The 25,743-nt window shown below is 62.9% G+C and carries 18 protein-coding genes and 1 pseudogene; 9 read left to right on the forward strand and 10 right to left on the reverse strand.

From position 1 onward, the window contains the following. Positions 1-44 precede the first annotated feature (44 nt). The 3 genes from ACFQS4_RS09250 to glpK form a co-directional block, all read right to left on the reverse strand. Positions 45-731, reverse strand: a complete 687-nt coding sequence (locus ACFQS4_RS09250) for an HAD-IIB family hydrolase (protein WP_497901233.1) — start codon at positions 729-731, stop codon at positions 45-47. A 174-nt stretch (positions 732-905) separates the two neighbouring features. Beyond that, positions 906-1,976, reverse strand: coding sequence for a DUF7973 family transport facilitator (locus ACFQS4_RS09255; protein ID WP_497901234.1), 1,071 nt, complete (start codon positions 1,974-1,976; stop codon positions 906-908). A 2-nt stretch (positions 1,977-1,978) separates the two neighbouring features. Then, positions 1,979-3,517 (reverse strand): glycerol kinase GlpK, encoded by a 1,539-nt coding sequence (glpK, locus tag ACFQS4_RS09260; protein WP_497901235.1) that lies wholly within the window; start codon positions 3,515-3,517, stop codon positions 1,979-1,981. A gap of 327 nt (positions 3,518-3,844) precedes the next feature. Between glpK and glpA the strand changes: the two genes are divergently transcribed. From glpA to ACFQS4_RS09280, 4 genes are all read left to right on the forward strand, one after another. After that, positions 3,845-5,611, forward strand: a complete 1,767-nt coding sequence (gene glpA / locus ACFQS4_RS09265; protein ID WP_497901236.1) for an anaerobic glycerol-3-phosphate dehydrogenase subunit GlpA — start codon at positions 3,845-3,847, stop codon at positions 5,609-5,611. 1 nt (position 5,612) lies between these two features. After that, positions 5,613-6,917, forward strand: a complete 1,305-nt coding sequence (glpB, locus tag ACFQS4_RS09270; RefSeq protein WP_497901237.1) for a glycerol-3-phosphate dehydrogenase subunit GlpB — start codon at positions 5,613-5,615, stop codon at positions 6,915-6,917. Positions 6,918-7,137: 220 nt separating this feature from the next. Further along, entirely contained in the window at positions 7,138-8,661 is a 1,524-nt protein-coding gene (locus tag ACFQS4_RS09275) for an anaerobic glycerol-3-phosphate dehydrogenase subunit C (RefSeq protein ID WP_497901238.1), read from the forward strand. After that, positions 8,661-9,839, forward strand: coding sequence for a Cdc6/Cdc18 family protein (locus ACFQS4_RS09280; RefSeq protein ID WP_497901239.1), 1,179 nt, complete (start codon positions 8,661-8,663; stop codon positions 9,837-9,839). The genes ACFQS4_RS09275 and ACFQS4_RS09280 overlap by 1 nt, the downstream gene beginning before the upstream one ends. 119 nt (positions 9,840-9,958) lie before the next feature. Here ACFQS4_RS09280 and cruF read toward each other — a convergent pair whose 3' ends face one another. The 3 genes from cruF to crtID all read right to left on the reverse strand — a co-directional run bounded on the left by cruF (position 9,959) and on the right by crtID (position 13,333). Then, positions 9,959-10,843, reverse strand: coding sequence for a bisanhydrobacterioruberin hydratase (gene cruF, locus ACFQS4_RS09285; RefSeq protein WP_497901240.1), 885 nt, complete (start codon positions 10,841-10,843; stop codon positions 9,959-9,961). After that, entirely contained in the window at positions 10,836-11,708 is an 873-nt protein-coding gene (locus ACFQS4_RS09290) for a prenyltransferase (RefSeq protein ID WP_497901241.1), read from the reverse strand. The genes cruF and ACFQS4_RS09290 overlap by 8 nt, the downstream gene beginning before the upstream one ends. Before the next feature lie 125 nt (positions 11,709-11,833). Then, positions 11,834-13,333: a bifunctional phytoene desaturase/3,4-desaturase gene (gene crtID / locus ACFQS4_RS09295; RefSeq protein ID WP_497901242.1), complete on the reverse strand. Its 1,500-nt coding sequence runs from the start codon at positions 13,331-13,333 to the stop codon at positions 11,834-11,836. 151 nt (positions 13,334-13,484) lie between these two features. On the opposite strand from crtID, the gene ACFQS4_RS09300 reads away from it, so the two are divergent. After that, positions 13,485-14,219 (forward strand): SDR family oxidoreductase, encoded by a 735-nt coding sequence (locus ACFQS4_RS09300; protein ID WP_497901243.1) that lies wholly within the window; start codon positions 13,485-13,487, stop codon positions 14,217-14,219. 76 nt (positions 14,220-14,295) lie between these two features. Continuing rightward, positions 14,296-15,129 (forward strand): class I SAM-dependent methyltransferase, encoded by an 834-nt coding sequence (locus ACFQS4_RS09305; RefSeq protein ID WP_497901244.1) that lies wholly within the window; start codon positions 14,296-14,298, stop codon positions 15,127-15,129. Between the two features lie 73 nt (positions 15,130-15,202). Here the strand turns inward: ACFQS4_RS09305 and ppsA are convergent, their stop codons facing one another. Then, positions 15,203-17,554: a phosphoenolpyruvate synthase gene (gene ppsA / locus ACFQS4_RS09310; RefSeq protein WP_497901245.1), complete on the reverse strand. Its 2,352-nt coding sequence runs from the start codon at positions 17,552-17,554 to the stop codon at positions 15,203-15,205. Positions 17,555-17,806: 252 nt separating this feature from the next. On the opposite strand from ppsA, the gene ACFQS4_RS09315 reads away from it, so the two are divergent. Next, positions 17,807-18,487: a hypothetical protein gene (locus ACFQS4_RS09315; protein ID WP_497901246.1), complete on the forward strand. Its 681-nt coding sequence runs from the start codon at positions 17,807-17,809 to the stop codon at positions 18,485-18,487. A gap of 382 nt (positions 18,488-18,869) precedes the next feature. Here ACFQS4_RS09315 and ACFQS4_RS09320 read toward each other — a convergent pair whose 3' ends face one another. The 3 genes from ACFQS4_RS09320 to ACFQS4_RS09330 all read right to left on the reverse strand — a co-directional run bounded on the left by ACFQS4_RS09320 (position 18,870) and on the right by ACFQS4_RS09330 (position 22,042). Next, complete coding sequence (locus ACFQS4_RS09320) at positions 18,870-19,379, reverse strand: cupin domain-containing protein (protein WP_500192976.1); 510 nt, start codon at positions 19,377-19,379, stop codon at positions 18,870-18,872. Between the two features lie 646 nt (positions 19,380-20,025). Next, entirely contained in the window at positions 20,026-21,162 is a 1,137-nt protein-coding gene (locus ACFQS4_RS09325) for an ATP-binding protein (protein WP_497901248.1), read from the reverse strand. A gap of 229 nt (positions 21,163-21,391) precedes the next feature. Beyond that, the gene (locus ACFQS4_RS09330; protein ID WP_497901249.1) at positions 21,392-22,042 is read right to left on the reverse strand and encodes a helix-turn-helix domain-containing protein; all 651 of its coding nucleotides are present in this window, start codon (positions 22,040-22,042) and stop codon (positions 21,392-21,394) included. Between the two features lie 810 nt (positions 22,043-22,852). Here ACFQS4_RS09330 and ACFQS4_RS09335 point away from each other — a divergent pair. After that, a pseudogene (locus ACFQS4_RS09335) lies at positions 22,853-23,215 on the forward strand (PAS domain S-box protein); the annotation flags it as partial. 129 nt (positions 23,216-23,344) lie between these two features. Further along, positions 23,345-25,663, forward strand: coding sequence for a PAS domain-containing protein (locus ACFQS4_RS09340; RefSeq protein ID WP_497903175.1), 2,319 nt, complete (start codon positions 23,345-23,347; stop codon positions 25,661-25,663). Positions 25,664-25,743: the final 80 nt, after the last annotated feature.

A 25,743-nucleotide genomic window follows, 5' to 3' on the forward strand; every position in this document is an offset into this window, starting at 1 on the left:
GGCGTGTGGTGTCGTGCCAGCGGTTTCTACGAGCGGCGGTCGAGTCACTCGCTATGTCCACGTACCCGCTCGAGCACGCTCAGCGTCCCGTCGGCGTGAGCCGTCTCGAGCACCTCGTCGGCCGCTGCCTTCGCCGCGTCGTCCGCATTGGCGACGGCGAAACTTCGACCGACCGCTTCGAACGTCGAGACGTCGTTCTCGGAGTCACCGACGGCCACCGCGTCCTCGAGGGCGAAGCCGACGTGCTCGGCCAGGCGGGCGACGCCGCGGCCCTTGCTCGTCTCCGGATTGACGACGTGGTAGGCGTAGCTGGTGTCGAGGACCTCGAGGCCGTGCTCGGCGGCCAGTTCTCGGAGGGGTCCTTCGGGTTGCTCGCGATTGACAGCCACCTCGGTCTCGCGCCAGCGGTTGACCGTGTCCTCGGGCCCCCAGCCGAGGTCGTAGCCGGCCTCCTGGTAGGCCTCCGCGACGGCCTGGGCCGCGGCGCGGTCGGCGGTGTAGTGGACGGACTCGCCGGTGTAGACGACGCCGCCGTTCTCGGCGACAACGAGTTCGGGAAGCGCCGCGAAGTGACAGAGGGCGACAGGATACGGGAACGCTTTTCCGGTGGCGACGACGACCGGGGCGTCCCACTCGAGCAGCGGATCGAAGATGCGAGGGTCGATGCCCCACCCCTCCGGGCGGGTGAGCGTGCCGTCGATGTCGAGGACGAGCGGCGGGTCGGCGGTCATACCGAAAGGTGCTCGAGGCGAAGCCTAAAGGAGTCGGTCTTCGGTCGCACTTGTGCCCGCCGCGATCTGGGTACTGCGAGGGCCGAGGTAAAATCACTCCTCGAGTCGGGCGTGAGTGGGTCGAACTGAAGGTCGCTGCTGTGAGTAGAACCCAGAAGGGGTGGTGATCAGCGGTCAGGGCGTCGGGACCCAGACCGTCGTCGGGAAGATGCCGAGGAAGTACGCCACGGCGATCAGAATCGTCCCAAAGACGATGGCCGCCGCGGGCGGGTCCCAGTGGGTGTCGCCGTGGGCGTAGAACACCCGCTGGAACGCTTCCCCGAACAGCGCACAGATGATCCCGAAGACGGCGGCGACGATCAGGGCGACCTCATTGCTGGTCCCCGCGAGAACCGCGTCGCCGCTCGCGACGACCGCCAGCGCGGCCGTCGAGGACGGGAGCGTGATGTGGTGCGTGACCGGGATCTTCTCGACGCCGCAGTTGAGGAAGACGAGGGAGGCGGCGCTGATACCGAACGCCAGGAACGGGCTCTCGGTGACGAGCGCCGTGTACCCGCCCAGGAGGCCGCCAGCCAGGCCGATCATGGCGACGTGGTCCCACTTGTACTGGTGGGGGAGCCACGGTTCGACGGCGAGACGCGAACTCTGGGCGGCCGCCGCCTCCGTCTCTGCTCCTGCGTCCACCTCGCCGCCGTCGGTGATCGCCCGCGTCTCCTCGCGCTCGAACGGCGACATGTCGAAGTAGCCAGTGCCCCGGACTTTCCCGATGATGCTGTAGCCCAGGATTAGCCGGTGAAACAGCGCCGAGAGGACGACCCCCATCGCGATGGGATCCCAGGGCAACCCGAGCGTCGCCGAGGTCACCTGGAGGACGTACCCGAGGACGCCGAAGGCGCCGCCCACGGCGAGGACGTCGGGTTTCGTCCCGAGAGCGTAGGCGATGTTCTTCGCCTCGTGGAAGTCGAAGGCGGTGTCGATGTAGCCCCGGCGAGCGGCGTAGGCCGTCGCCGCAGCACCGCCAGCGAAACTGATTGCCGGAGAGAACGGCGGGCCGAACGCGACATCGCCAGTGATCGCCGCGGCATCCGGATTGACGAGCGTCGCCGACTCGCCCGCGATAACCATGAACCCGGTGAAGATGAACGCCGGAAGCGCGCCGAGGGCCGCCCCGAACGCACCGCCGCCGAACGCGGCGATGAGCATCTCGAGGTCGAGCAGCGCCTCCAGGAGCTCACCGAGAACCATGGTCAGTCGCCTCCGTCGGTGGCCCAGCCGAGCGAGCGCTCGACGGCGTCACTCCAGCGACTGTACATGCGATCGGCTTTCTCCGGATCCATCTCGGGAGTGAACTCGCGGTCGACCTGCCAGTTGTCGCGCAGCCCCTCGACGTCGCCCCAGTAGCCCACCGCCAGGCCGGCCGCGTAGGCCGACCCCAGGGCCGTCGTCTCGTCGACGACGGGACGAGAGATCTCCGAGCCGATGATGTCCGACTGGAGCTGGCAGAGGTAGTTGTTCTTGACCGCGCCGCCGTCGACCTTGAGATCCTGCATCTCGATGCCCGAGTCCGCCTCCATCGCCTCGGCGACGTCTCGCGTCTGGTAGGCGATGGACTCGAGGGTCGCACGGACGACGTGTTCCTTCCGGGTACCGCGGGTCATCCCGACAATGGTGCCGCGGGCGCGCTGGTCCCAGTGCGGGGCGCCTAGCCCCGTGAACGCGGGGACGAAGTAGACGCCGTCGGTCGAATCGACGCTCCTGGCCAGTTCCGCCGTCTCGGCCGGGTCGTCGATCAGCGTCATGTCCTCGAGCCACTCGATCGCCGCGCCGGTGATGAAGATGGCGCCCTCCAGAGCGTACTGGACGGGTTCGCCCGAGCGCTGGAAGCCAATTGTGGTGAGCAGGCCGTGTTCGGACTCGACGGCCTCCTCGCCGGTGTTCATGAGGAAGAACGAGCCCGTCCCGTAGGTGTTCTTGGCCTCGCCGGCGTCGAAACAGGTCTGGCCGAACAGCGCCGCCTGCTGGTCGCCGAGCGCGCCCGCGACTGGGACCTCGGCCTCGAGGAAGCCGTCCGGATCGGTCGTCCCGTAGGTGTCCTCGTCGCTCGAGGGGCGAACTTCCGGGAGCATCTCCCGGGACACGTCGAACTCCTCGAGCAACTCGTCGTCCCACTCGAGGTCGTGGATGTTGTAGAGCATCGTCCGCGAGGCGTTCGTGACTTCGGTGATGTGGTTGCCCGTGAGGTTGTAGATCAGCCAGGTGTCGATGGTCCCGAAGAGGACCTCGCCCTCGGCCGCGCGGTCCTGGATGTCCGATGGCCGGGTACGCTCCATCTTGATCGGGTCGGCGTTCTCGAGGAGCCACTCGGCTTTCGTCGCCGAGAAGTAGGCGTCGGCCTCGAGGCCGGTCTTCTCGCGAATCGTTCCGACCAGACCGTCTTCCTCGAGTTGCTCGACGCGACTTGTCGTCCGGCGGTCCTGCCAGACGAGCGCGTTGTGCACCGGTTTCCCGGATTCGGCGTCCCAGAGCAGCGTCGTCTCGCGCTGGTTGGTGACGCCGATGGCCTCGAGCTGGTCCGGGCTGATCCCGGCCTGGCCGAGTGCGCTCGTGATCACCGATTTGGTGTTCTCCCAGATCTCCATCGGGTCGTGTTCGACCCAGCCGGGTTCCGGGTAGATCTGTTCGTGTTTCTCGTACGCGTTGGCGACGACCTGGCCGCTGTGGTCGAACACCATGAATCGCGTGCCGGTCGTACCCTGGTCTACTGCGCCGACGTATGTGTCTGTCATTGGTGGTCACCCGTTGTGTCGCTCGGTTGCGAACATCTTTACCGACGATCCGGTATTACTGATAAACAACACCAACGATCGGTATAAACATTGCCCAATATGTAAGTCGGTATTTATGTATTTCTCGAGACAACCTCTGTGAACGAAACCATTACTGCCTAGGAATATCGAGTAGACGAATTTACAGGGGCGTTTCTCGCCTGTACTCGTTCGACCCACGAAAACTCCTGACACAACGACGAACTATCTGGAAAAACGGTGATTGTTATGGGTGTTGGCTGACCACCGATAAAATAATGGCGCGTCACCACGTCGTTGAGTCAACGGATGGCATACGATACGGAGGTACTCGTCGTCGGCGGCGGCTCCACCGGCTGTGGCATCGCCCGGGACCTGGCGATGCGCGGGCTCGAGGTGACGCTCGTCGAGCGGGGAAACCTCACACACGGGACGACCGGCCGGATGCACGGCCTCTTACACAGCGGGGGCCGCTACGCCGTGTCGGACCAGGCCAGCGCGAAGGAGTGCATCGAGGAGAACGAGGTCCTGCGCGACATCGCCGGCCACTGCGTCGAGATGACCGGCGGACTGTTCGTCCAGCGCCCGGAGGATCCGGACGACTACTTCCAGGAAAAGCTGCGTGGGTGCAAGGCGTGTGACATCCCCGCACGTGCCCTCTCGGGGCGGGAAGCCCGGGAGATCGAACCCTACCTCGCCAAAGACGTCGAGCGAGCGATTCAGGTGCCCGACGGTGCGATCGATCCCTTCAGACTCTGCGTGGCCAACGCTCTCGATGCCGAATTCCACGGGGCGCGCGTCGAAACCCACGCCGAAGTGATCGACCTCCTCCGCGAGGGCGACGACGTCTACGGCGTCGAGGTCCGCCACGACTCCGGCCCCGGAAAGCGGACCCACCGGTCGCCCGGCGCCACCGAGGAGATCACGGCTGAGTACGTCGTCAACGCGACCGGCGCGTGGGCCGGCCAGATCGGCGAGATGGCCGACCTCGAGGTCGCCGTCCGCCCCTCGAAGGGCGTCATGACCATCATGAACGTCCGCCAGGTCGACACGGTCATCAACCGCTGTCGACCGAAAGGCGACGCCGACATCGTCGTGCCCCACGAGACGACCGCCATCCTCGGCACCACCGACGAGGAAGTTGAGGACCCCGACGACTACCCTGAGGCTGGCTGGGAGGTCGACCTGATGATCGACACCCTCTCGGAACTGGTGCCGATCCTCTCGGAGGCCCGCACGATCCGCTCGTTCTGGGGGGTCCGCCCGCTGTACGAACCGCCAGGAACTGGGACGGTAGACCCCACGGACATCACCCGGGATTTCTTCCTGCTCGATCACGCCGAACGCGACGGCGTCTCGGGAATCACCAGCATCGTCGGCGGCAAGTTCACCACCTACCGGATGATGGCCGAGCAGATTTCCGATCACGTCTGCGAGAAACTCGGCCACCGGGCCACCTGCGAAACTGCAAGCGAACCACTTCCGGGAAGCGAGAACCTCGAGACCCTCGAGGACGCGATGGACGACTTCGGCCTGCGTTCGCCGATCGCGCGACGGAGCAAACAGCGCCTCGGGAGTCGCTCCCAGGAGGTGCTCGGAACCACCGATCCGAACCCGGTCGTCTGCACCTGCGAGGGCGTCACGCGCGCCGAAATACAGGACGCCATCGAGCAATCCGGCTCCGACCTGAACGCCGTGCGAATCCGGACCCGGGCGTCGATGGGCAACTGCCAGGGCGGCTTCTGCTGTCACGTCATGGCCAACGAACTCCACCCCGAGTACGACGAGCCGACGGCACGAGCCGCCTACGACGAACTCTTCCAGGAGCGCTGGAAGGGCGAGCGCCACGCGCTCTGGGGCGAACAGCTCTCCCAGGCGATGCTCACCTACGCGCTGCACGCGACGACGTTCAACGCCGACGGCGATCCGGCTCGAGCCGACGAGCCGGTCGACTTCGGGGCGTTCGACGGCGGACGGCCGGACTCGGCTCGGGAGGCGACCGGCGGCGTCGCGACCGACGGCGGTCCTCGAGACTCCCGACAGCGTGGCGAGGATCCGAAGGGAGGTGATCGTTGAAATGGCCATCACCGACGACGTGTTCGTCATCGGCGGCGGACTCGCCGGCGCCACGGCGGCGCTCGCCGCGGCCGAACGCGGCGTCCAGGTTCGCCTGCTCACCTACAAACAGAGCACGCTCCGACACGCCAGCGGGCTGATCGACGTGCTCGGCTACGCGCCTAATGGAAAGGGACCACTCGCCGACCCCTTCGACGCCCTCGAGTCGCTCCCGGAGGGCCACCCCTACGAACGCGTGGGTGGCGATTCGGTTCGCGAGGCGCTGCTCTTCTTCGACGCGATCGTCGGGGACGCCTACGTAGGCGAGCACACGGACGCAAACGCGCTCGTCCCAACCTCGAGCGGCGCGATCAAGCCCACGGCCCGCTACCCCGCCGGCGTCGCGCCCGGGCTCGCGAGCGATCCCAGCGACGCGCTGCTCGTCGGCTTCGAGACGCTCCCCGAGTTCGATGCCCCCCTCGCCGCAGCCCACCTGGAGGACACCGGCGCTCCGTTCGAGGCCCGCGGCGTCACCCTCTCGTTCCCGGGCATTCGGCGCGACGACGCCAAGGTGACCCGGTACGCGCACCTGCTCGACCGCGACGAGGCCGTCGACGTCGGCCGCGGCGAGACCTCCGCGCGGGCCGCGTTGGCCGCCATCGTCCGCGACCAGCTCGAGGGCGAGTCCCGCGTGGGGTTCCCGCCAATCCTGGGCGACGACAATCACGCGACCGTCCGCCGGGACCTCGAGGAGCGCCTCGGCGTCGACGTGTTCGAGGTGCCTTCGGGGCCACCGAGCCTGCCAGGAATGCGCCTCGAGGACCGCCTGTACGACGCGCTCGAGGACGCTGGCGTTCGCGTCACGACGGGCGTCCCGGTGGTCGACTACGAGGCGGCGGAGCGCAACCGTGGCTCGAGTTCGACGCGAATCGAACACGTCCTCGTCGACCGCAAGGGCCAGGACGTCCCCTACCGCGCCGACGAGTACGTCCTCGCCACCGGCGGCCTCGTCGGCAAGGGCGTTCGATCCGAACGCGAGCGGGTCTTCGAACCCATCTTCAACTGCCACGTCGAGGCGTCGCCGGACCGCTACGACTGGTTCGACGGCGACGCCTTCGGCGACCACCCGTTCGCTCGCTTCGGCGTGGCCATCGACCGCGAGTTGCGCCCGCTCGACGCCGCGGGCGACCTCGAGTTCGCGAACCTGCGGGCGGCGGGTGCCGTCCTCTCGGGGTACGACTTCGCCGCCGAAAAGTCCGGCAGCGGCGTCTCGCTCGCGACGGGGTTCGTCGCGGGCGACCGGGCTGGATCGGAGGTGCGCGGATGAACCGAGCGGTTCGTTCGCGTGCTGGCCCGGACGCACTGTACGGACCGTACGCAGCCTCGAGTGGCCCCTCGAGCAGTGTGTGCGATCAGTGGCGGCCGGATCGACGGGCGACCGAGAGCGAGACCGAGACTTGCGGTGGAGACGAGTTTCAGAGCCAGGCTCAGGCGCACATGCAGATTCAGAGACGGATCCAATTTCAAACCAATATGACGGTGATTCCATGAGCGACGCGACACGACCGACCGACGACCACGTCCCGGGCGACGACGAGTTCGACCCCATCGAGGTCTTTCCGGAAGCCGACGACATGGACCTCCGGCCGGGGGCGGACAACTGCTACAAGTGCTCGACCTGCGATACCAACTGCCCGGTCGCGGAAGTCGACGACGAGTTCCCCGGACCGAAGTTCCAGGGGCCGGAGCAGTGGCGGCTGAAACGCCAGTCCGACCACGACGTCGACGACTCGATCATGAAGTGTTCGAACTGCATGCGCTGTGACCACGCCTGTCCCTCGGAAGTGCCGCTTTCCCAGATGCACAACAGCGCTCGCGGGGAGTACGTCGAGGAGCGGATGAGCAAGCGTTCGCTCGAGTACTGGCGAAACCGTCTGCTCTCGAACTACCGGCTGATGGCCCACCTCGGGAGCAAGGTCCCCCGGCTGACGAACTTCGTAATGGGGCTCACGCTCACCAGTGTATTCAACGAGAAGGTCCTCGGCATCGCGGGCGAACGCGAGTTCCCCGAGTTCGCCACCGAAACTTTCCGGGAGTGGTGGCGAGCGCGGGGCGGTCACGAGGCCTCGAGAGAACGAGCACAGGCGGCTCGGGAGGAACGCGGCGAGTCCGGCGCCGAAAAGCGGGTCGCCTACTTCCACGGCTGCTACTCGAACTACAACACGCCCGAGGTCGGCAAGGCCCTCGTACGGGTGTACGAACACTTCGGCTACGAAGTCGTGGTGCCCGAGCAGCGCTGTTCGGGGACGCCGATGTTCGCGAACGGCATGCTCGACGACGCCCGCCGGGCCGCCGACACCAACGTCCCCGAACTCGCGGCCGCCATCGAGGACGGCGCCGACGTGATCGCTTCCTGCACCTCGTGTTCGATGTCGCTTCGCCAGGAGTACCCCGAACTGTTCGACATCGACGGCGTCGACGACGTCTCGAGTAACACCTGGGAGGGCCTGGAGTACCTCCGCGTCCACGAGGACCTCGAGGGCGAACTCGCGGGGACGCGCGCCGACGTGCCGAACCTGGCCTACCACACTCCCTGTCACGCCCGTAACCAGGGACTGGACGGACAGGCCATCGAGGTGCTGACGACCATCGACGGCGTCGAGGCCCAGGACGTGGGCGAGTCCTGTTCTGGAATTTCGGGCACCTACGGCTGGAAGGAAGAGCACTACGAGACCTCGATGCAGATCGGCGAGGAGATGTTCGAGCACATGGAACGCGCCGACGGCGACACCGGTCTCACCGAGTGTCCAACTTGTGCGATGCAGATGGAACACGGGACCGGATACGAGATCAAACACCCGCTCGAGGTGCTCGAGGCGGCGCTCGTTCCGGACTCTCCAAATGTCGCGCGTGCGACGACGGATGGCGGCGTCGACGAGGTGGGCGAGGCGGGCCGTCGAGACGAGGTGCGCGGATCGGACCGCGAAGACAGGACGGACGAAGCTGACCACGAAGACGGGACGGGCAGACCGGACCGCGAAGGCCAGGACGAGCCGTCCGGAGCGAACTGATGGATCTCGCGGAACGAATCGCCCGTCGGCGAACCGCCCAGCCGCATTCGGGGTTCGTCCTCGACCGGGAGGTGCTGAGCCCCACCGTCCACCGCAGTGAGCCCGTCGGCCGCGGTTCGACCCTCGAGGCGCTCCTCGACGCCGTCGAACCCGCCTTCAGCAACTTTCTGCCGAAACCGTTCGCGGTCGTCGGTCCTGCCGGGTCCGGAACGTCGGCCGTGATCACCGCGCTCTTCGCCGCACTGACGGCGGAGCTGGGCGATTCGACTCGAGCGATCGGGACGACGACGCGCGCCGGCAGCGACCGGCGGGCGATCCGGTTCGTCTACGTCGACGCCCGGCGGACGACCAGTGCGTTCGCCTTCTATCAGGCCGTCCTCTCGTCGCTCTCGACGGATTCCGTTCCGACCAGCGGCGTCGGGACGGACGACCTCCGCGACCGTCTCGCCGCGCGGCTGGCCCGGCCCGACCGCCGGGCAGTGATCGCCGTGGACCACCATGACGAACCGGAAACGATCGACGTGACGAGGGTTCGGGAGTTACTCGAGGCGGTCGACGAGAGCACCACGGTCGTCCCGGTCGGGCGGCGAGCGCCCACCGGGTGGGACGGGTCCGTCGTCGATGTCCCGGCCTACCGCCAGCACGAACTCGTCGACGTGGTGACCGAGCGAACTGCCGCGGGACTGGCCGCCGGCACACTCGACCACCAGACAGTCCGGTCGCTGGCGGAGTGGGCCGACGGCAACGCTCACGACGCGCTAGCGGCGGTGTTCGGCGCCGCGTACCTGGCGACGGAGGCGGGCGCCGAAGCGATCGACGACCGCCACCTCGAGGCCGCGAAGACGGACGTGCCGGGTGGCGGCGTCCACGTCGACCGGGCGCTGGCCCTGCCGGAATCGCGCCAGCGCGTGCTCGTCGCGCTGATCCAGGTGTGTGACGACGAAACCGACCGTCGGTCGATTCGCGCCCTCGCGGACGACATTGCCCGCTCGTCGTCGCTGACGAGCGGAACCGTCAAGCGGTTTCTGTACGAACTGGCCGACAGAGGGCTGCTCGAGCGGGTGTCGATCGACGAGGCGGTCGGGAGCGAGGGAGGGAGTGGTGGTCGCCGCCCGAGCACGCTCGAGCCGCGATTCCCGACGATCGCGTTTCAGGCGTTGACGACGGCCCAGGAGTAACCGAGCGCTCGAGCGGCTTTTAATATAATTCCTATAGTATTAGTGGATCAGTACTGGTTAGAGCCTCGGCGTTCTCCTCACTTTGACGGACGATGATTCGTCGCGATTCTGTCGACGCGCTACTCGAGCACCCGGCTTCGGATCCCCTTCGGAACGGCGTTCGCCACCATCGTGCGGTCGTAGCGGCCGGTTCGCAGGAGGCCGAGACAGAAGACGCCAGCGACGGCCGCGGCGATCCAGTTGCCGTAGAGGACATTGATCGATCCCCACAGGAGCACGAAACTCACCAGGTCGTCGAGGATGAACGGACACTCGTGGACGCGCTCGAGCAGCGCCTCGCGGTCGAAAGCGAGGTCGACGAGAACCACGGCGACGGTCCCTGAGAGGAGCCACCCGACGTAGTTCGAGAGCGGAACACCGTAGTAGACGCCCGTCTCGAACGCCCAGAAGCCGATGGAGACGGCGGCGGGGTCCAGCACGAGGTCGACGGCGACAACGGCGACGACGGCGGCCGGGAGCCGGACCAGCGGGTTCGTGGCCCGCTGGCCGAAGACGAGCACCGTGAGGAGGTAGGCGTTGAGTACGAGCGGAACGAAGAACAGCGGCAAGGCGAGTGGAATCTCCCCGAAGAGCATCGGTCCGAGCGAGATTGCGTACTCGAAGTCGCCGTAGGGCCAGTCGATACGCACGCCCAGCAGTTCGACGCCGTAGGTGTAGGCCGTGAGCAGGCCGAGCCAGCCGAGCGCCCGCCAGCCGATCCGGGGCAGGAGACCCACCACGAGGGGCGAGCGCATCACGAGCGTGCCGAAGAGGATCAACAGCGGGTTGTACGCGAACGGCTCCGGAATTACGCCTTCGGCGCTCCCGACGAGGCTAATTGCGCCCACCAGCGGGAAGATCACGGCGATAGTGAAGCGATTCTCCAGGACGAGCGTCTCGAGGCGACGCTGGATCCGTTCTCTGCCTGCCCGATTCGGAGCTGCCGCGGTCCCGCCGTCAGCCATAGAACACCCCCCAGAGCCCGCCCATCGTCAGCGCCATACCGACGACCGTGTTGATCGCCGGGAACCACCAGTAGGCCCGCGAGACGGCCACGCTCGAGGTCGCCACGCCCAGGACGAAGAACGGGTAGATGCCGAGCAGTAGTCCTAGACGGTAGTCGAGCGCCCCGAAGGCGAGGGCGGCGGCGAGCCAGCAGGCGGCGCAGTAGGCGTAGGTGCGCCGTTTTCCCAGCACGGTCGCGGTCGTCCGAATCCCAGCCCGGCGATCGGGTTCGATGTCGGGAACGGCCGAGAACGTGTGCATGCCCATCGCCCAGAGCCAGGCGCCGACGAGGGCCAGAATCGGCGGCTGGGAGCCAGAGATGGCAGCGTAGGCGGCCGCGCCGGGGGCGATGTAGAGGCCGTTCGAGACCGAATCGAGCAACGGTGTCGTCTTGAATCGAAGCGGCGGGGCGCTGTAGCCCGCACCCAGCACGAGGAAGACGGCGATCCAGGGCCACGACGGCGCCGGCAGCCACGGGAGCAGGACAAGCGGGACGAGTGCGCACGCGACGACGCCAACGGGAACGAATCGCTGCCCCTCGTAGCGCGCTTCGCGACCGTCCTTCTTCGGATTCTCGGCGTCAATTTCCCGGTCGTACACGTCGTTGATTCCGTACAGGAAGACGTTCGCCGGGACCAGGAAGTACGCGAACAGGACGAGCGCGGTGAGCGACAGCAGTTCCCCGACGCTCTCGGCGGCGTAGGCGATTCCCACCAGCACCGGCCCGGCGAGGTACAGCCAGAACCGTGGTCGAGACAGCGTCACCAGGTACGCGAGCGGGTCGAGGATCGGGCGCTCGCTCGAGGAGCGTCGGTTGGCGGTCACGGTGGCTCACCGGGGAACGATTCCCTCGCTGGCAACGGCGCCGTCACCGCCGAGTGACAGTGTCGGTTCACCATGGTTTGGCTTCGGACCTGTGTGTCGGTCGGTGCCATCGTGGTCACCTCGAGTCAGGTACCAGCGCCGTCTGTACCGAAATCCTCGAGCACCTTCTCGGCCGTGAGTTCGCCGCTGATGAGGCACATCGGGACGCCGATGCCGGGTGTGGTGTACGATCCGGTGAAGTAGAGGCCGTCGACTTCTTTCGAGCGGTGTGGTGGCCGAAAGAGGGACGTCTGTCGCAGGGTGTGGGCCATCCCCAGCGCAGTGCCCGCGAAGCTGTTGTACCGGTCGGCGAAATCCTCAATGGAGAACGTCTCCTCGAAGACGATTCGATCCCGGAGGTCGGTGCCCGTGTGTTCGGCGATGTCCGCAAGGACGAAGTCGCGGTACTCCTCCCGGATCTCGGGGGTATCCTCAAGTCCCGGCGCGACCGGGACGAGCACGAACAGGTTGCTGTGGCCCTCGGGGGCAACGGTGTCGTCGGTTTCGGAGGGGACACATAGGTAGTAAGCCGGGTCGTCTGGCCAGGCTGGCTCGTCGAAGATCTGTTCGAAGTGGTGCTCCCAGTTCGTCGGAAGCACGAGGGTGTGGTGAGCGAGGTCCGGCACGTCACCCTCCACACCGAGGTAGCACAAAAACGCGGAGGGGGCGTAGGTACGCGACGCCCAGTAGTCGGCGTCGTAGCCGCGCTTCTCGGGTGGGAGCAGGTCCTGCTCCGTGTGGGCGTAGTCGGCGTTGCTAACCACCAGATCCGTCTCAAGAGGTCCCTTTGGGGTCTCGACGCAGAACGCCCCCTCGCGGCCCTTAATCTCGGTCGCCGGCCGGTTCGTCTCGTAGGTGACGCCGAGTTCGCGCCCAAGGTCGGCGATTCCGTCGATGACCCCGCCGATGCCGTCCTCGGGGTACCAGACGCCGAGGTTGAAGTCGACGTGGCTCATCAAATTGTACAGCGCGGGGGTGTTCCGGGGCGACCCGCCGAGGAAGACGAGTGTGTACTGCATTATCTGCTGGAGCTTCGGGTGGTCGAAGTAGTTCTCGACGTGGCCCTGCATCGACCCCAGCAAAGAGAGGCCGCGGGCATGGCGGGCCACGTCGAGGTCCAGATAGTCGCGCAGGTGCTCGCGGTCCTCGTAGACGAAGTGTTCCATCCCGACCTCGTAGTTCTCCCTCGATTTCTCGAGGTAGCGTTCTAACGCCTCGCCGGCGCCATCTTCGTAGGATTCGAACACGGCTTTGGTCCGCTCGAGGTCGCGCGTGACGTCCACCCGGTCTCCGTCCTTGAAGAAGATCCGGTAGTGTGGATCGAGGTGGGTGAGGCTGTAGTAGTCGCTCGGCGAGCGGTCGAACGTCGCGAAAAACCGCTCGAACACGTCCGGCATGAGGTACCAGGAGGGCCCCATGTCGAAGCGAAAGCCGTCTTTCTCGAGGCGGCTGGCTCGACCGCCGAGTTGCTCGTTCTTCTCGATGACCTGCACATCGGCCCCGGCATTCGCGAGGTAGCACGCCGTCGACAGCCCGCCGATCCCGGCCCCGATTACGACGACCGACTCTCCCGCGAGCGAGTGCATGGTCCCAAAGTAGTGTTGGATCGGTGATAAACGTGTGCCTACCTACGTAGGTGTCGCTGTCGTAGGAGGTCTTTTTTCGCCGGTCGATGTGCTTGCGTAACTGGCTACGGCGAGTCGATACGCTCGAGTAACTGGCCGCCGTGGGTCGCGCATGGACGAACGGACGGTCGTCGTCACCGGCGGGACGCGCGGAATCGGTCGAGCAGTCGCCGCGGCCTTCGCGGCGGAGGCGTGGACGGTCGTCGTCGGGGCTCGAGACGCCGCCGAACTCGAAGAGGCGGTCGCGGACCTCGCCTCGGGGACCGACGGGGCCGTCACGGGTCTCCGGACCGACGTTCGCGACGAGTTCGACTGCGAGCGATTGATGGAGACCGCCTCGAGAGCCGGACCAGAGAGCGGGATCGACGTCGTCGTCGCCTGCGCCGGCGTCTATCACGGGAACGCAGGCGAGACGCCGATCGACGAGGAGTCTTACAGCCGGTTCGACGACCACTGGCGGACGAACGCGCGCGGCGTGTTCGCCACGATCACGGAAGCCCTGCCGCACTTGAGCGACGGCGGTCGCGTGCTTGTGCCGACGGGTTCGGTCGCTCGCGACGGGAAGCTGGGCTACGGCTCCTACGCCGTCTCGAAAGCGGGCGCCGAGGCGGTCGTTCGCGGGTTCGCTGCCGACACCGATACCGACACCGTCGTCGGCTGTCTCGATCCAGGCCAGGTCGGCACCAACCTAACAGGTGGCGAGGGACGGGACCCCGTATCGGTGGCCGAACTCTTCGTCTGGGCGGCGACCGAGTGCGACCCGGACGTGCTTGACGGCGAGGTCGTCGGCCTCGCCGACTGGAAACGAGCGACGAGGGATGAGACGACCAACGGAGTCGACAGGTAGGAAGCGACCGGCGGGTGGACGGATAGGGGCGACCCCGAGACCACAGGTGTTTACGATGCCACGCCGTACGCCCGGTATGACGAGACTGTCGGCGATCACCCGGTGGATCCGAGCGACCATCGATCGCCAGCGCGAGGCGCTCGCGGACGAGGGCACGCTCACCTACCTTCGCACCCGCCCGCAGGCCGCCCTCGGCGCCTTCGGCACCCTGTTACTCTCGATGGACTCGAGGCGAATGGACCCTGATGAGGTCCAGGAACGCTGGGCGGAGCGCTCGGGCGTCTACTCGCCGGAGTTCTACGCCGACATGGGGACGACCGGCGGCACGGAATCGATCCGTTCGGTGCTCGACGCGCGGGTCGACCGCGACGCGACGATCCTGGAGGTCGGCTGTAGCGCCGGTCGTCACCTCGAGCACCTCCGCGAGCACGGCTACGAGAACCTCCACGGGATCGACCTGAACGAGGACGCCAGCGACGTCATGGCTGAGCGCTATCCCGAGTTAGCCGAGGACGGAACCTTCTACTGGGAACCGCTCGAGGACGTCCTCCCGCGACTCGAGGACGGCCAGTTCGACGTCGTCTTCTCAGTAGAGGCCCTCCAGCACATCCACCCAGACAACGAGTGGGTTTTCGGCGAAATCGGCCGCGTGACCGACAACTTGCTGGTGACGAAGGAGAACGAGCCCGACGGCGACCAGTTGTTACGGACCACACAGGTCGAGGACTTTCCGCTCTATTTCAGGCAGTGGAAGCCGATCTTCACCGACCTGGGATTCACCCAGCTGGCCCGGACCGAGGACACCGTCGATACGCTCCGGGTGTTTTACCGGGAGGACTCGGCGCTCGCTCTCGAGGACGACGACCGTGTCGTGGACGAAGCCGGAAAGCGGAGCCCGGTCGAGAACTAAATCGAGTGTACTGTTCAAGCGAGCCGATGCGATCAGGGCGTCGAGCCGCCCGAACGGTCTGCCGACTCGAGTTCTAGCGTACGGACTCGAGTAACAGCTTCTGCTCGACGCGCTTGACCTCGTGTTGGACGTCGCGGACGGCGTCGATGTTCGCCGAAATCGAGCTGACGCCCTCGTTGACGAGGAACTGGACCATCTCGGGCTTCGAGCCCGCCTGGCCGCAGATGCTCGTGTCGATGTCGTGCTCGCGGCAGGTCTCGATCACGTCCCCGATCAGGCGGAGAACGGCCGGGTGAAGTTCGTCGAACCGGTCGGCGACGTTCTCGTTGTTCCGGTCGACCGCGAGGGTGTACTGGGTGAGGTCGTTCGTCCCGAAGGAGGCGAAGTCGATCCCGGTCTCGGCCATATCGCCAACTGAGAGCGCCGAGGCTGGCGTCTCGATCATCACGCCCCACTTGCGCTTCTCGGGGTCGATGCCGGCTTCCTGCATGAGCCGCTTGGCCTGGAAGACGTCCTCGGCGTCGTTGACCAGCGGGAACATGATCTCGACGTTGTCGTAGCCCATCTCGAACAGCCGGCGGAACGCCTCGAGTTCGTAGGCGAAGACGTCCGGGCGGTCGAGGCTGCGGCGGATGCCGCGGTAGCCGAGCATCGGGTTGTGCTCGGCGGGTTCGCCCTCGCCACCCTCGAGTTCGCGGAACTCGTCGGTCGGGGCGTCGAGGGTGCGGACGCGGACGGGGCGCGGGTAGAACTCGTCGGCGACCGTTCGGACGCCCTCGATGAGTTCGCCGACGTAGGCGTTCTCGCCGTTGTCCTCGATGTACTTCGCGGGCGTCTTGCCGAGCGAGAGGATCATGTGCTCGATGCGCAGCAGGCCGACGCCGTCGGCGCCGGTGGCGGCCGCCCGGTTGGCGGCCTCCGGGATCGAGACGTTGACCTTGACCTCCGTGGCCGTCATCGGCTTGACCGGCGACTGCGGCCGGACCTCCTCGACGGGTTCGCGGTCCGCATCGGGTTCGCTCGCCCCCTCGAGGACCGTTCCCTTGTCGCCGTCGAGGGTGACGATTTGTCCGTCCTCCAGGACGGTACTCGCGTTCTGGGTGCCGACGATCGCGGGGACGCCGAGTTCTCGCGAGACGATGGCGGCGTGGCTGGTCATGCCGCCCTCGTCGGTGACGATGCCGGAGGCGCGTTTCATCGCCGGCACCATGTCGGGCGTGGTCATCTCGGTGACGATGATGTCGCCCGATTCGACCTTGTCGAGTTCGTCGAGTTTACGGACGATCCGGACGGCGCCGCTGGCGGTGCCGGGGCTCGAGCCGAGGCCGTCGACGATGACCTCACCAGTTTTCGAGCCCGAGTCGCCGGATTCGCCGCCGGCGACCGATTGTGAGCCGCTGCCATCAGTGAGGCCGGTCGCCGCGTCCGCCTCGACTCCGGACTGGTCGAGCCCTGAGGTTTCGACGTCGGGTTCGAATCCACCATCGATGGTCGTGATCGGCCGTGACTGGAGCATGTAGATGTCGCCGTCGACCATCGCCCACTCGACGTCCTGGGGCGTGTCGTAGTGCGATTCGACGCGCTCGCCGAGTTCGACCAGTTGCTCGAGGTCGGTATCGGAGAGCACCCGCGCGTTCCGGCGGTCCTCGTCGACCTCGCGCTCGACGGTTTCCCCCGTCGCCTCGTCTTTGACGTGCATCACCTTCTTCTCGGCGACGGTGACGTCGATCGAGCCGTCCTCGCGGGAGACGACGTAGTTGTCCGGGGAGACGGCCCCGGAGACGACGGCCTCGCCCAGTCCCCAGGCGGCCTCGATGATCATGGTGGGGTCGCCGGTCGAGGGGTGGCTCGTGAACATGACGCCCGAGGTCTCGGCGTCGACCATCTGCTGGACGACGACGGCGATGTTGACGACGGAGTGGTCGAACCCCTGCTCCTGTCGGTAGTAGATTGCCCGCTGGGTGAACAGCGAGGCCCAGCACCGGCGGACGCGGTCGAGCAGGTCGTCCTCGGTGATGTTCAGGAACGTCTCCTGTTGGCCGGCGAAGGAGGCGTCCGGGAGGTCCTCGGCCGTCGCCGACGAGCGCACGGCGACGAAGGCTTCCTCGTCACCCCCAATCTCGCGGTAGGACTCGAGGATTTCCTCGCGAAGCTCGTCGGGGAACGGCGTCTCGAGGATGAGGTCCTGGGCGCCGTCGGCCGCGCTCGCGAGCGCGGCCGAGTCTTCGACGTCGACGTCGACGACCTCGAACAGTTCCTCGTCGATGCCGGCGTCCTCGATGAAGCGTCGATAGGTCCCGGCGGTGACGACGAACCCGGGTGGGACGGGCAACCCAGCATCCGTGAGTTCCCCGAGAGAGGCACCTTTGCCGCCGACAGTCTCGATGTCGTCGGCGCTGATCTCGTCCAGCCAGAGTACTGCCATCTGTGTCTTCGTGGACACCGCATCGAATAAAGAAGGTTGCGAACGATGCTTACAATTTCCAACTCGATATCGAATGAATTTCTCGGACAGCGTCGGATCTGGTTAGTCGGACGGAACCGTCCGTTCCTCCTCCGAATACCCGTATAGAGCGATATTCGTGAGTTCATAAGCGACCTTCATCGGTGAATAAACGCGCCCCGCTCCGGTGCAGTCCCGAAGTGACTATACCGCTCGAGTGAGATTCACTCGCGTATGGACCTTGCGAAGGTACTCACGCGGACGCTCCAGTATCGGGCTATCGTGACCGGCTCGCTGATCGGCGGGTTCGTACTCGTCGCGCTCGGCCTCATGGTCGGCCTGTCGGGGTCGATCGGCGCGTTGTTCTCGGATCCGACCAGTCCGGGGGAGGCGCTCGAGGTGACGAGTCCGGTAATAACCGTGATCCTCGTGCTCCTCGGGATCGCTATCTGGCAGTTCGGCCGAACGTTCGCGCTCCTGTACACCGTTCCGGTGGCCGCGGGCGAGGAAGCTGCCCGCCAGTTCGACCGGCAGACCCTCAAGAGCGACATCCTGCAGGGCCTCGACGGCCGACTGACGGACCTCGAGGAGGACGTCGCGGAGACCCGCCGGAGCGTCCAGGAACTCAAGCGCGAAGAACACGCCGCGAGTTTCGACGAAGGGACGGCGCTCAAGAGCGGCGCGGGCGACGAACCGTCGGCACTCGAGTCCGGTTCTTCGACTGGCGGCGCAGGGCGGCCGCTCAACCGCGAGGAATCTCGAACGAATCAGGGAACGACCTCGAGTTCTCGGTCCGAATCGGGTTCGTCGGCCGGCACGGGAGGGTCCGACTCGACCGGGTCGGGGTCGAGCCACTCGAGCGACCGTGAACGCGACGAGTCAGGGACAAATCAGGGGTCCGATCCGCTACCCTGAATCGTTCTCTCCTCACATCGTTCGTTCTAGTTTCTTCCGTACACTGGAACGGCGTCCCGTAGCGGCAGCTCCCGTGTACTTGACTGCGATCGATCTCGAGTGTCCCAACTCGACCCTCTAAAAGGTCCTGTAGAATGTTTAAATTTTACAGGAACCTGGGGGCGTGCTGAATACAGGGCGCGAATGCAGCATGGATCAACGATCACTCGGAAGACATTACAATCGCTTAGTGTAGAGAAACGAGATAACACACCGGCCACAGAATATCGAAAATTTGTCTGGATTGTGCGCTGAATATCAGGGACGGAATCACCGAATTGAACCTTTTGTTCGTGGCGCCGGCTCACTCGAGCACGAACCGCCAAATATCTGGAGCGGGGCGTCAACACTCAACTGGTTCGACCCATATCGTCGCAGGTTCTCCGTCGGGAACCCCGAGGAAGATCGCGTATGCTCGGGCGGGCTCATCGTCGCTCAGGTTATCAGCATTGTGGACCACTCCGGGATCGAACCATCCATCACCTGCCGAGTAGGTGCGAGGGACACAATCTCTCTCCCACGTGACTTCGACTTCACCTTCGAGCATGCTGACGAGCACCACTCCTGGGTGGTGGTGCCAGCCGGACGACCCGCCTGGCTCCCACCTGACATCGGCGACGATCATGGTTGACTCACTGTCCAGCGTTTGATGCGCACCGATGGGGACACCGGGGTCATCGTGATCTGTTTCAGCAAACGTGTGCGAGAACGTCGCCGCCAATTCGTCAGGAAAAGGGGCGTGCTCTGCGAGGATATCGACTTCGAAGCCGTCCGGTTCGTCAATGGCGCCGTCCTCACCGTTGGTGTCACTCTCGTTGTCTCCGTCATCAGCAGTTGACACAGGACCGCTCATGGCAAGTGCACCCGCTGTGACCGCGCTCGCTTTCAGGACTGTTCGGCGCAAGAGACCTTTAACTGGGTCTGTATTTTGGCTCATATTCTCTTTCCTCAATCCCCCAACTGTCGTTTTCAGTTAGAGCATTCAACGCAAACGTTAACATACCACATAATACTATCAATCAAACAATAACAAGGAACGTCATAGCTAACAACTCGTTTGAGGATACACCTGCTTAGTTCGCAGCCGTATGTCTCAGTTGGTTCCGAACTGACTGGGTGAAATAAATGGCGCTATTGTGCTGAATTCACCCTCTGTATCTAGCACACCACTTCTGATAGCAACTCGGTAGTTTGTTGAGTTTCTGCAAGAGAGAAGGTGCGAATGTAGCACGGACTGAAGCCGACTTTCAAGGAGTGGTGATTGCCCAATAGAGAGGGCTCCCCTATCGCTCTATCCAGAGGGGAAATTATTATACCTCATTGAACAATAATCGATCTATAGATGGTAAAGTACCTGGCTGCACTGGGGTTCGGATTTGTGAGAGAGTTGATTGGAGAGGGACGCAACAGCAGGTGGCAGCATTTCTTTTGGCGTTAATGGAGATAGCATATTGTTCGGTATTCCACACCTGTTCGGGTCAGTTTCTACCAGCCAATCACTAGGCAGAGCTGATTGACTCCTCTGATGTAGCGGCGACGTCGACGCTTGTCCACTCAAATCGCGCCCCACCCGACTCACTTTCAGTGAGGTCACACTCCCAGCCGTAGGCGTTGGTGATCTGAGCAACAAACGAGAGGCCAAACCCAATACCAACTTCACCAGTGGTGTATCCAGCATCGAAGACGGCGCCGCGGTCTTCCTCTGGGATTCCGCGGCCATTATCTTCAACGTAGAACCCTCCGTCAAGATCACCGATACGAACGGTCACACCCTCATGGTTATTCTCGATCGCATTTGAGAACAGATTCTCGAGTAAATGGTAGAGGTGAACCGGATCGACGTAGATTATCTGTTCGGTTTCGATCACAAGCCGTGCTTGTCCTGATACCAGCGCCGCCCACGCGTCTGTGGCCACGTCTGAAATCGCCACCACCTCTCCCTCCAGAGTTGCTTCATCTACCCGTGCAGTCAGTAGAAGAACACTGATGATCTCGTCGATACGGTTGTGCGCCTGCTCGACCTCGTCGAACGCCTCGTCGTTACCGTCCGCGAAATCATTGAGGCGTATCTGTGCGATTGCCAGCGGGTTTCGCAGTTCGTGTGCGAGCATTTTCGAGAATCCCTCAAGGCGCTCGTTCTGTTGTTGAAGCCGATGTTTGTGCTGTTTGACCTCACGGTTGTGCTGTTTGACCTCACGATTGTGCTGTTCTGCCTCACGAGCGCGGGTCGTAGTTTGAGCTTCGTTCATACCAATTGCGAAGCCACCGAGAATACCGATTGCCATCGTAATCGTAATCGACCAGAGCACCCCGTCAGTAGTCACACTGGGGTCAACGATACGCAAAGAGATGGCGACTGTCATCACTCCTACCGCGCCTAAACACCAGATTGCAATCTGTGAGTACGTCTCCGGGTGGACTCCGGAATGATGCAGCCGATACCCACCGTACAGAAGTACAATACCAGGGAGACCAATCTTGAAGAAATCGAGTACCGCGGGGGTGAGTGACGTCTCCTCGAGTGCACTAAAGAAAACTCTCCAGACAGCAATCGCGACAAACAGGCCTCCGACGGCAGAAATAATGCGTGGCCAGAGATTCCTGTACCCTTCATTATCTGTCGTATTGGCAGACATGGTTTTATAATGATAGATAGCCTCTGTCGCGAAGGGTAGATGACGCGCTTCCGTCTATATTCCCGAGAGATGTACCTCTAGTGACCTGTATGAGTCTCACCCCAAAAGCAATTTCCAGGCAGCAGACGCCTTGTGTTATGATGGCGTACCCGACATTTCCGACCATACTGTTTCACAGGAACGAACAGTGTTTGAATGTGACTTTTGCGTAGGTAACCAATTCATATACTCATTTGGCCGGGCTGACTAAGGTACTCCCAATCAGCCGTCTGGTACCTCGTTGCAATCTGGAGGCCAGCGCTTGTCGTGTAATCCCGAGTTCGTCAGCGACCATTGTTTGCGCTACTTCCCGTGGAGAGTCGTAGTACCCGCGTGCATATGCGAGCGTCAGCGCCTCTCGCTGGGCCTCAGTGAGATCATACTCTTGCCCTGATCGTAAGGGTGCAAGGGCATGAAGCTGGGTGAGTTTGATTGGAATCTCGTTACTGCGACAGTAAGACTGAAAGTTGGAGACAGCTTGTTGTTCGTCGCCACGTATTTCGAACGTCCATTTATCCTGCTTCCCAATGGCTGAGACCAGTATGACATTTGTTTCGAGGATCGCAGTTAAGACGCTCTCGTAGTCGAAGTCCCAGTCAATGCGGATAAGGGCTTCACCAGCAACGTCATCGATCACACGAAGATCGTGAACGCCAGGATGCTCGATTTCGCCAAGTTCACTCTCTGCAACGTCACTGTCCCTCACCCAGAAATACGGAACAACCGCCTTGTCCGTCGGGACAACACGGTCTAATTCGATTTGCGCATCTGGCAACTCCGAAAAAACGGCTGCAAGCGGGAATTCACCGTCTGTAGTAGCAAATGATGCTTCAATGGCCATACGCGAAATACTCGAGTTGGAATAAAGATCTATCGACCACAATGATCGATTCGCAGGTTCTATATCGAGTAATTCAGAAACAGCCGAGGGAAATAAAGAAAGTCATCATGTTGCATACCTTCTCTGAGCCGACCTCGGTCGCCGCTGGATTGGCGAGGACGAACGCAACACCTCGTTGCAGGTTGAGGGTCGGCCTCGCGCAGGCGAGTCACCGCACGGATACCGCTCCGCTCGTCGCCATGAACGCGGGCAACGATCACTACCTCGGGCTCTCCTGGTCCCCGAGCGGTTACATCGAGCGGACCGAAGTCTCCTTCCATGTTCCTGTGGAAATTATCCCGAACACGGGTTTGGCTCGTCTGCTGGCATATACCGGCCCGAACGGAGGGCACGTAGTTCAATCGCGTTCGCTCCGTAGGTTGGTCCCTCTCATCGAGTGTCTAATCAGCATTTACACGAACTCGATTTTACGTCACCAGCGCGAAACAAACGGTGCTGCCGTTCTAAACTCATCCTCTGTATGCAGCAGCCTCGAGCTGCCAGAAAAACGATAGTCTGCTGAGCTGGTGCTGCATACACAGCGCGAATGCAACACGAGATTCTGTTCAATCGGTAAAAGTGGGAGCCGCTCGGTACAGGAGGACAATATACCGAGACAGGTGTTAGCATGCCTAAACCCTGTCAGGAAACGCGTGTTGAATACGGATGACGAATTTCATCTCTTTCTGGCTGAATGCGCACGAAAAAAGACACCCGTACAAGGGTTTAACCGCATTCGAGGCTACAGACCTGTATATGAAAATAGCGGATATGACCGGAACTGCATTTTGGGGGAATGTAGATGCCGATCAAGCCCTCCAAAATTATCAAACCCTTGTTAAGACGGCAGATGCCGGGATCTATCAACTCGACTCCGATGGACGGTTCGTCGGGGTTAACGATGCTATTACTGAGATAACCGGTTACAGCCGCGAGGAACTCGTAGGCTCGCACGTTTCGCTTCTCCTCAAGGAGGCCGCGATCGAACGCGTTGAAGAGAACCTTCGCAACCGGCTCAAAAGCGGTGAAACCCCGGATAACCAACGAACGTTCGACCTGTTGATTGAAACTGCCGATGGCGAATCGAAACCCTGTGAAGTCCGACTGAGCCTTCTTACCGACGATGGTGACTTCTATGGAACGTTCGATATCGTTCACGAAACCTCCGAACAGAACCAGACGGAGCGGACACTTACCTTCCGTGAAAAACCGGAACAACGACTCGAAGAACAAGAGGCGACGTTACGCGAGATTCACGAGGTCATCTCTGATGGAGAGCGATCGTTCGAGGAGAAAGTCAATAGTTTGTTAGGTATCGGGCAGGACGTGATTGGAACGAAGTACGCTTCTCTGTCGCACGTCAACGGAGATGAGTACCGCTTCGAGGTCGTACGCGCACCAGACGGCACAATACAGGCAGGAGATGTCGTTCCGCGTTCGGCGACGGTGTGTGAACGAGTGACCCGCACTGGAGAGTCGCTCGTCCTCGAAGACGTCGCCGCCGACGCGCCGGCACTCGCTGACCGAGCAGAGAACGCTGAGTGGGGAATCGCGTGCTACCTCGCCGCGCCTGTCTTTAAGGACGGAGACCTGTACGGTACGTTCTGCTTCTACGATGACGATGTTCGCGAAGAACCGTTTTCCGACTGGGAAATCACGCTGGTAGACCTGCTAAGTCGGTTGGTCACCTCCGAAATCGAACGGAAAGAACAAGAGGAGGAACTCCGCGAGAGCGAGGAGAAATTCCGCCAGCTCGCCGATCACCTCACAGAAGTCGTCTATATCGAATCGGTCGATGGAGACGAGATACACTACGTTAACCCATCCTACGAAACCATCTGGGGCCAAAACCGTGAGCACCTCTACGAGAATCCAACAGCGTTCGTCGATGCGATCCATCCGGATGACCGAGACCGTGTTCGGAAGCTGGTCACCGAACAGACCGAGTACGAAACGGAATACCGGATCGTCCGCCCCGACGGCAGTGAACGGTGGATCCACGACCGGACAAACGCCGTTCACGACGAAGACGGAACGGTAGCACGAATCGTTGGGATCGCCTCCGACATCACCGAGCGGAAAGCGCGTGAGCAGTATCTGCACGACGCGAAGGAACAACTGGAAGCCGCAACCGAAGCCGGAGCGATTGCCACGTGGGAGTGGGACGTCCCCGAAAATCGGCTGCGCGCCGGTGCCTCGTTCGCCACGCTGTTCGGGATCGATCCTGATGACGCTCGTGATGGTATCCCGCCTGATAAGTACTTGACTTCGATCCACGAGAACGACCTCGAGCGTGTCGAACGAAAGGTTGGTACATCAATCGAGACCTGTGGCGAATTCGAAGCAGAGTTTCGCGTCTGGAACGCCGACGATGAACTTCGATGGGTAGTTGCCCGCGGTCACGTCGAGTGCGACGATGACGGGAACGCCCAGACGTTCCCCGGGGCACTGACCGACATCACGGAGCGAAAACGAGCCCAACTCAAACTCGAGGAGCGAACGAAGGAACTCGAAACGCTATTCGAAGTGCTACCCGTCGGTGTTGTAGTCGCGGATGAAGACGGGTCACTGTGTAGAGCGAACGACACTGCAAAGGAAATATGGGGCGGCAATGTCTTCGATGCGGAATCGGTGGATGAGTACGAAAAGTATTCCGCGGTGTGGGCAGGATCAGGCGACCCGGTCGACCCAGACGAGTGGACGATGTCCCAAGTGCTCCGCGGCGAAGAAGTCACTGAACCGAATATCTACGAAATCAGTACGTTCGACGATGAGCAGCGTATTATTATGGAGCATGGGATGCCAGTCGAGGACGAACACGGTGACGTGAGTCGCGCAGTCGTGACGCTTACTGACATCACGGAGCGCAAGAGGTATCAACGCAAACTCGAGGAGTCCAACGAACGTCTCGAACAGTTCGCGTACGCCGCCTCACACGACCTTCAAGAGCCGCTCCGGATGATTACCAGCTATCTCAACCTCATCGAGCGCCGATACGATGAGGAGTTGGGCGAGGATGGGCAGGAGTTCCTCGAATTCGCCGTCGACGGTGCCGAACGGATGCGTGAGATGATCGACGGCCTGCTCGAATACTCCCGCGTCGAAACGAGAGGCGAACCGTTCGGATCGGTTGCTCTCGAAGAGGTGCTTAAAGACGTTCGAATGAATCTTCAGCTCAAGATTGAGCAATCAGACGCAGAGATCACGGCGGAGTCGCTCCCGCACGTTCACGGAGACGGCGGCCAACTCCGGCAGGTGTTTCAGAATCTGTTGAGCAACGCCATCGAGTACAGCGGCGAGGAGCCGCCCCGTGTTCACATTTCGGCAGCACGCGAGGGATCGAAGTGGCGTATCTCGGTTCGCGATGAGGGAATCGGCATCGACCCCACCGATACCGACCGGGTCTTCGAGGTGTTCCAACGCCTCCATAGCCACGAGGAACACGATGGGACGGGGATCGGTCTCGCACTCTGTAAGCGCATCGTCGAGCGACACGGCGGTGAGATTCGGGTCGAGTCCGAGTCGGGTGAGGGAGCGACGTTTTCGTTCACGTTACCAGCTGCAGACGATCTACGTGAATGACGACCTCTACCGATTAACCACACATCCCTATTGACCGACTATCGACGCCTCCTGAATAAATATCTTGTATTCATTACGAC

Source organism: Saliphagus sp. GCM10025317 (assembly GCF_042663665.1).
Taxonomy (GTDB): domain Archaea; phylum Halobacteriota; class Halobacteria; order Halobacteriales; family Natrialbaceae; genus Natronosalvus.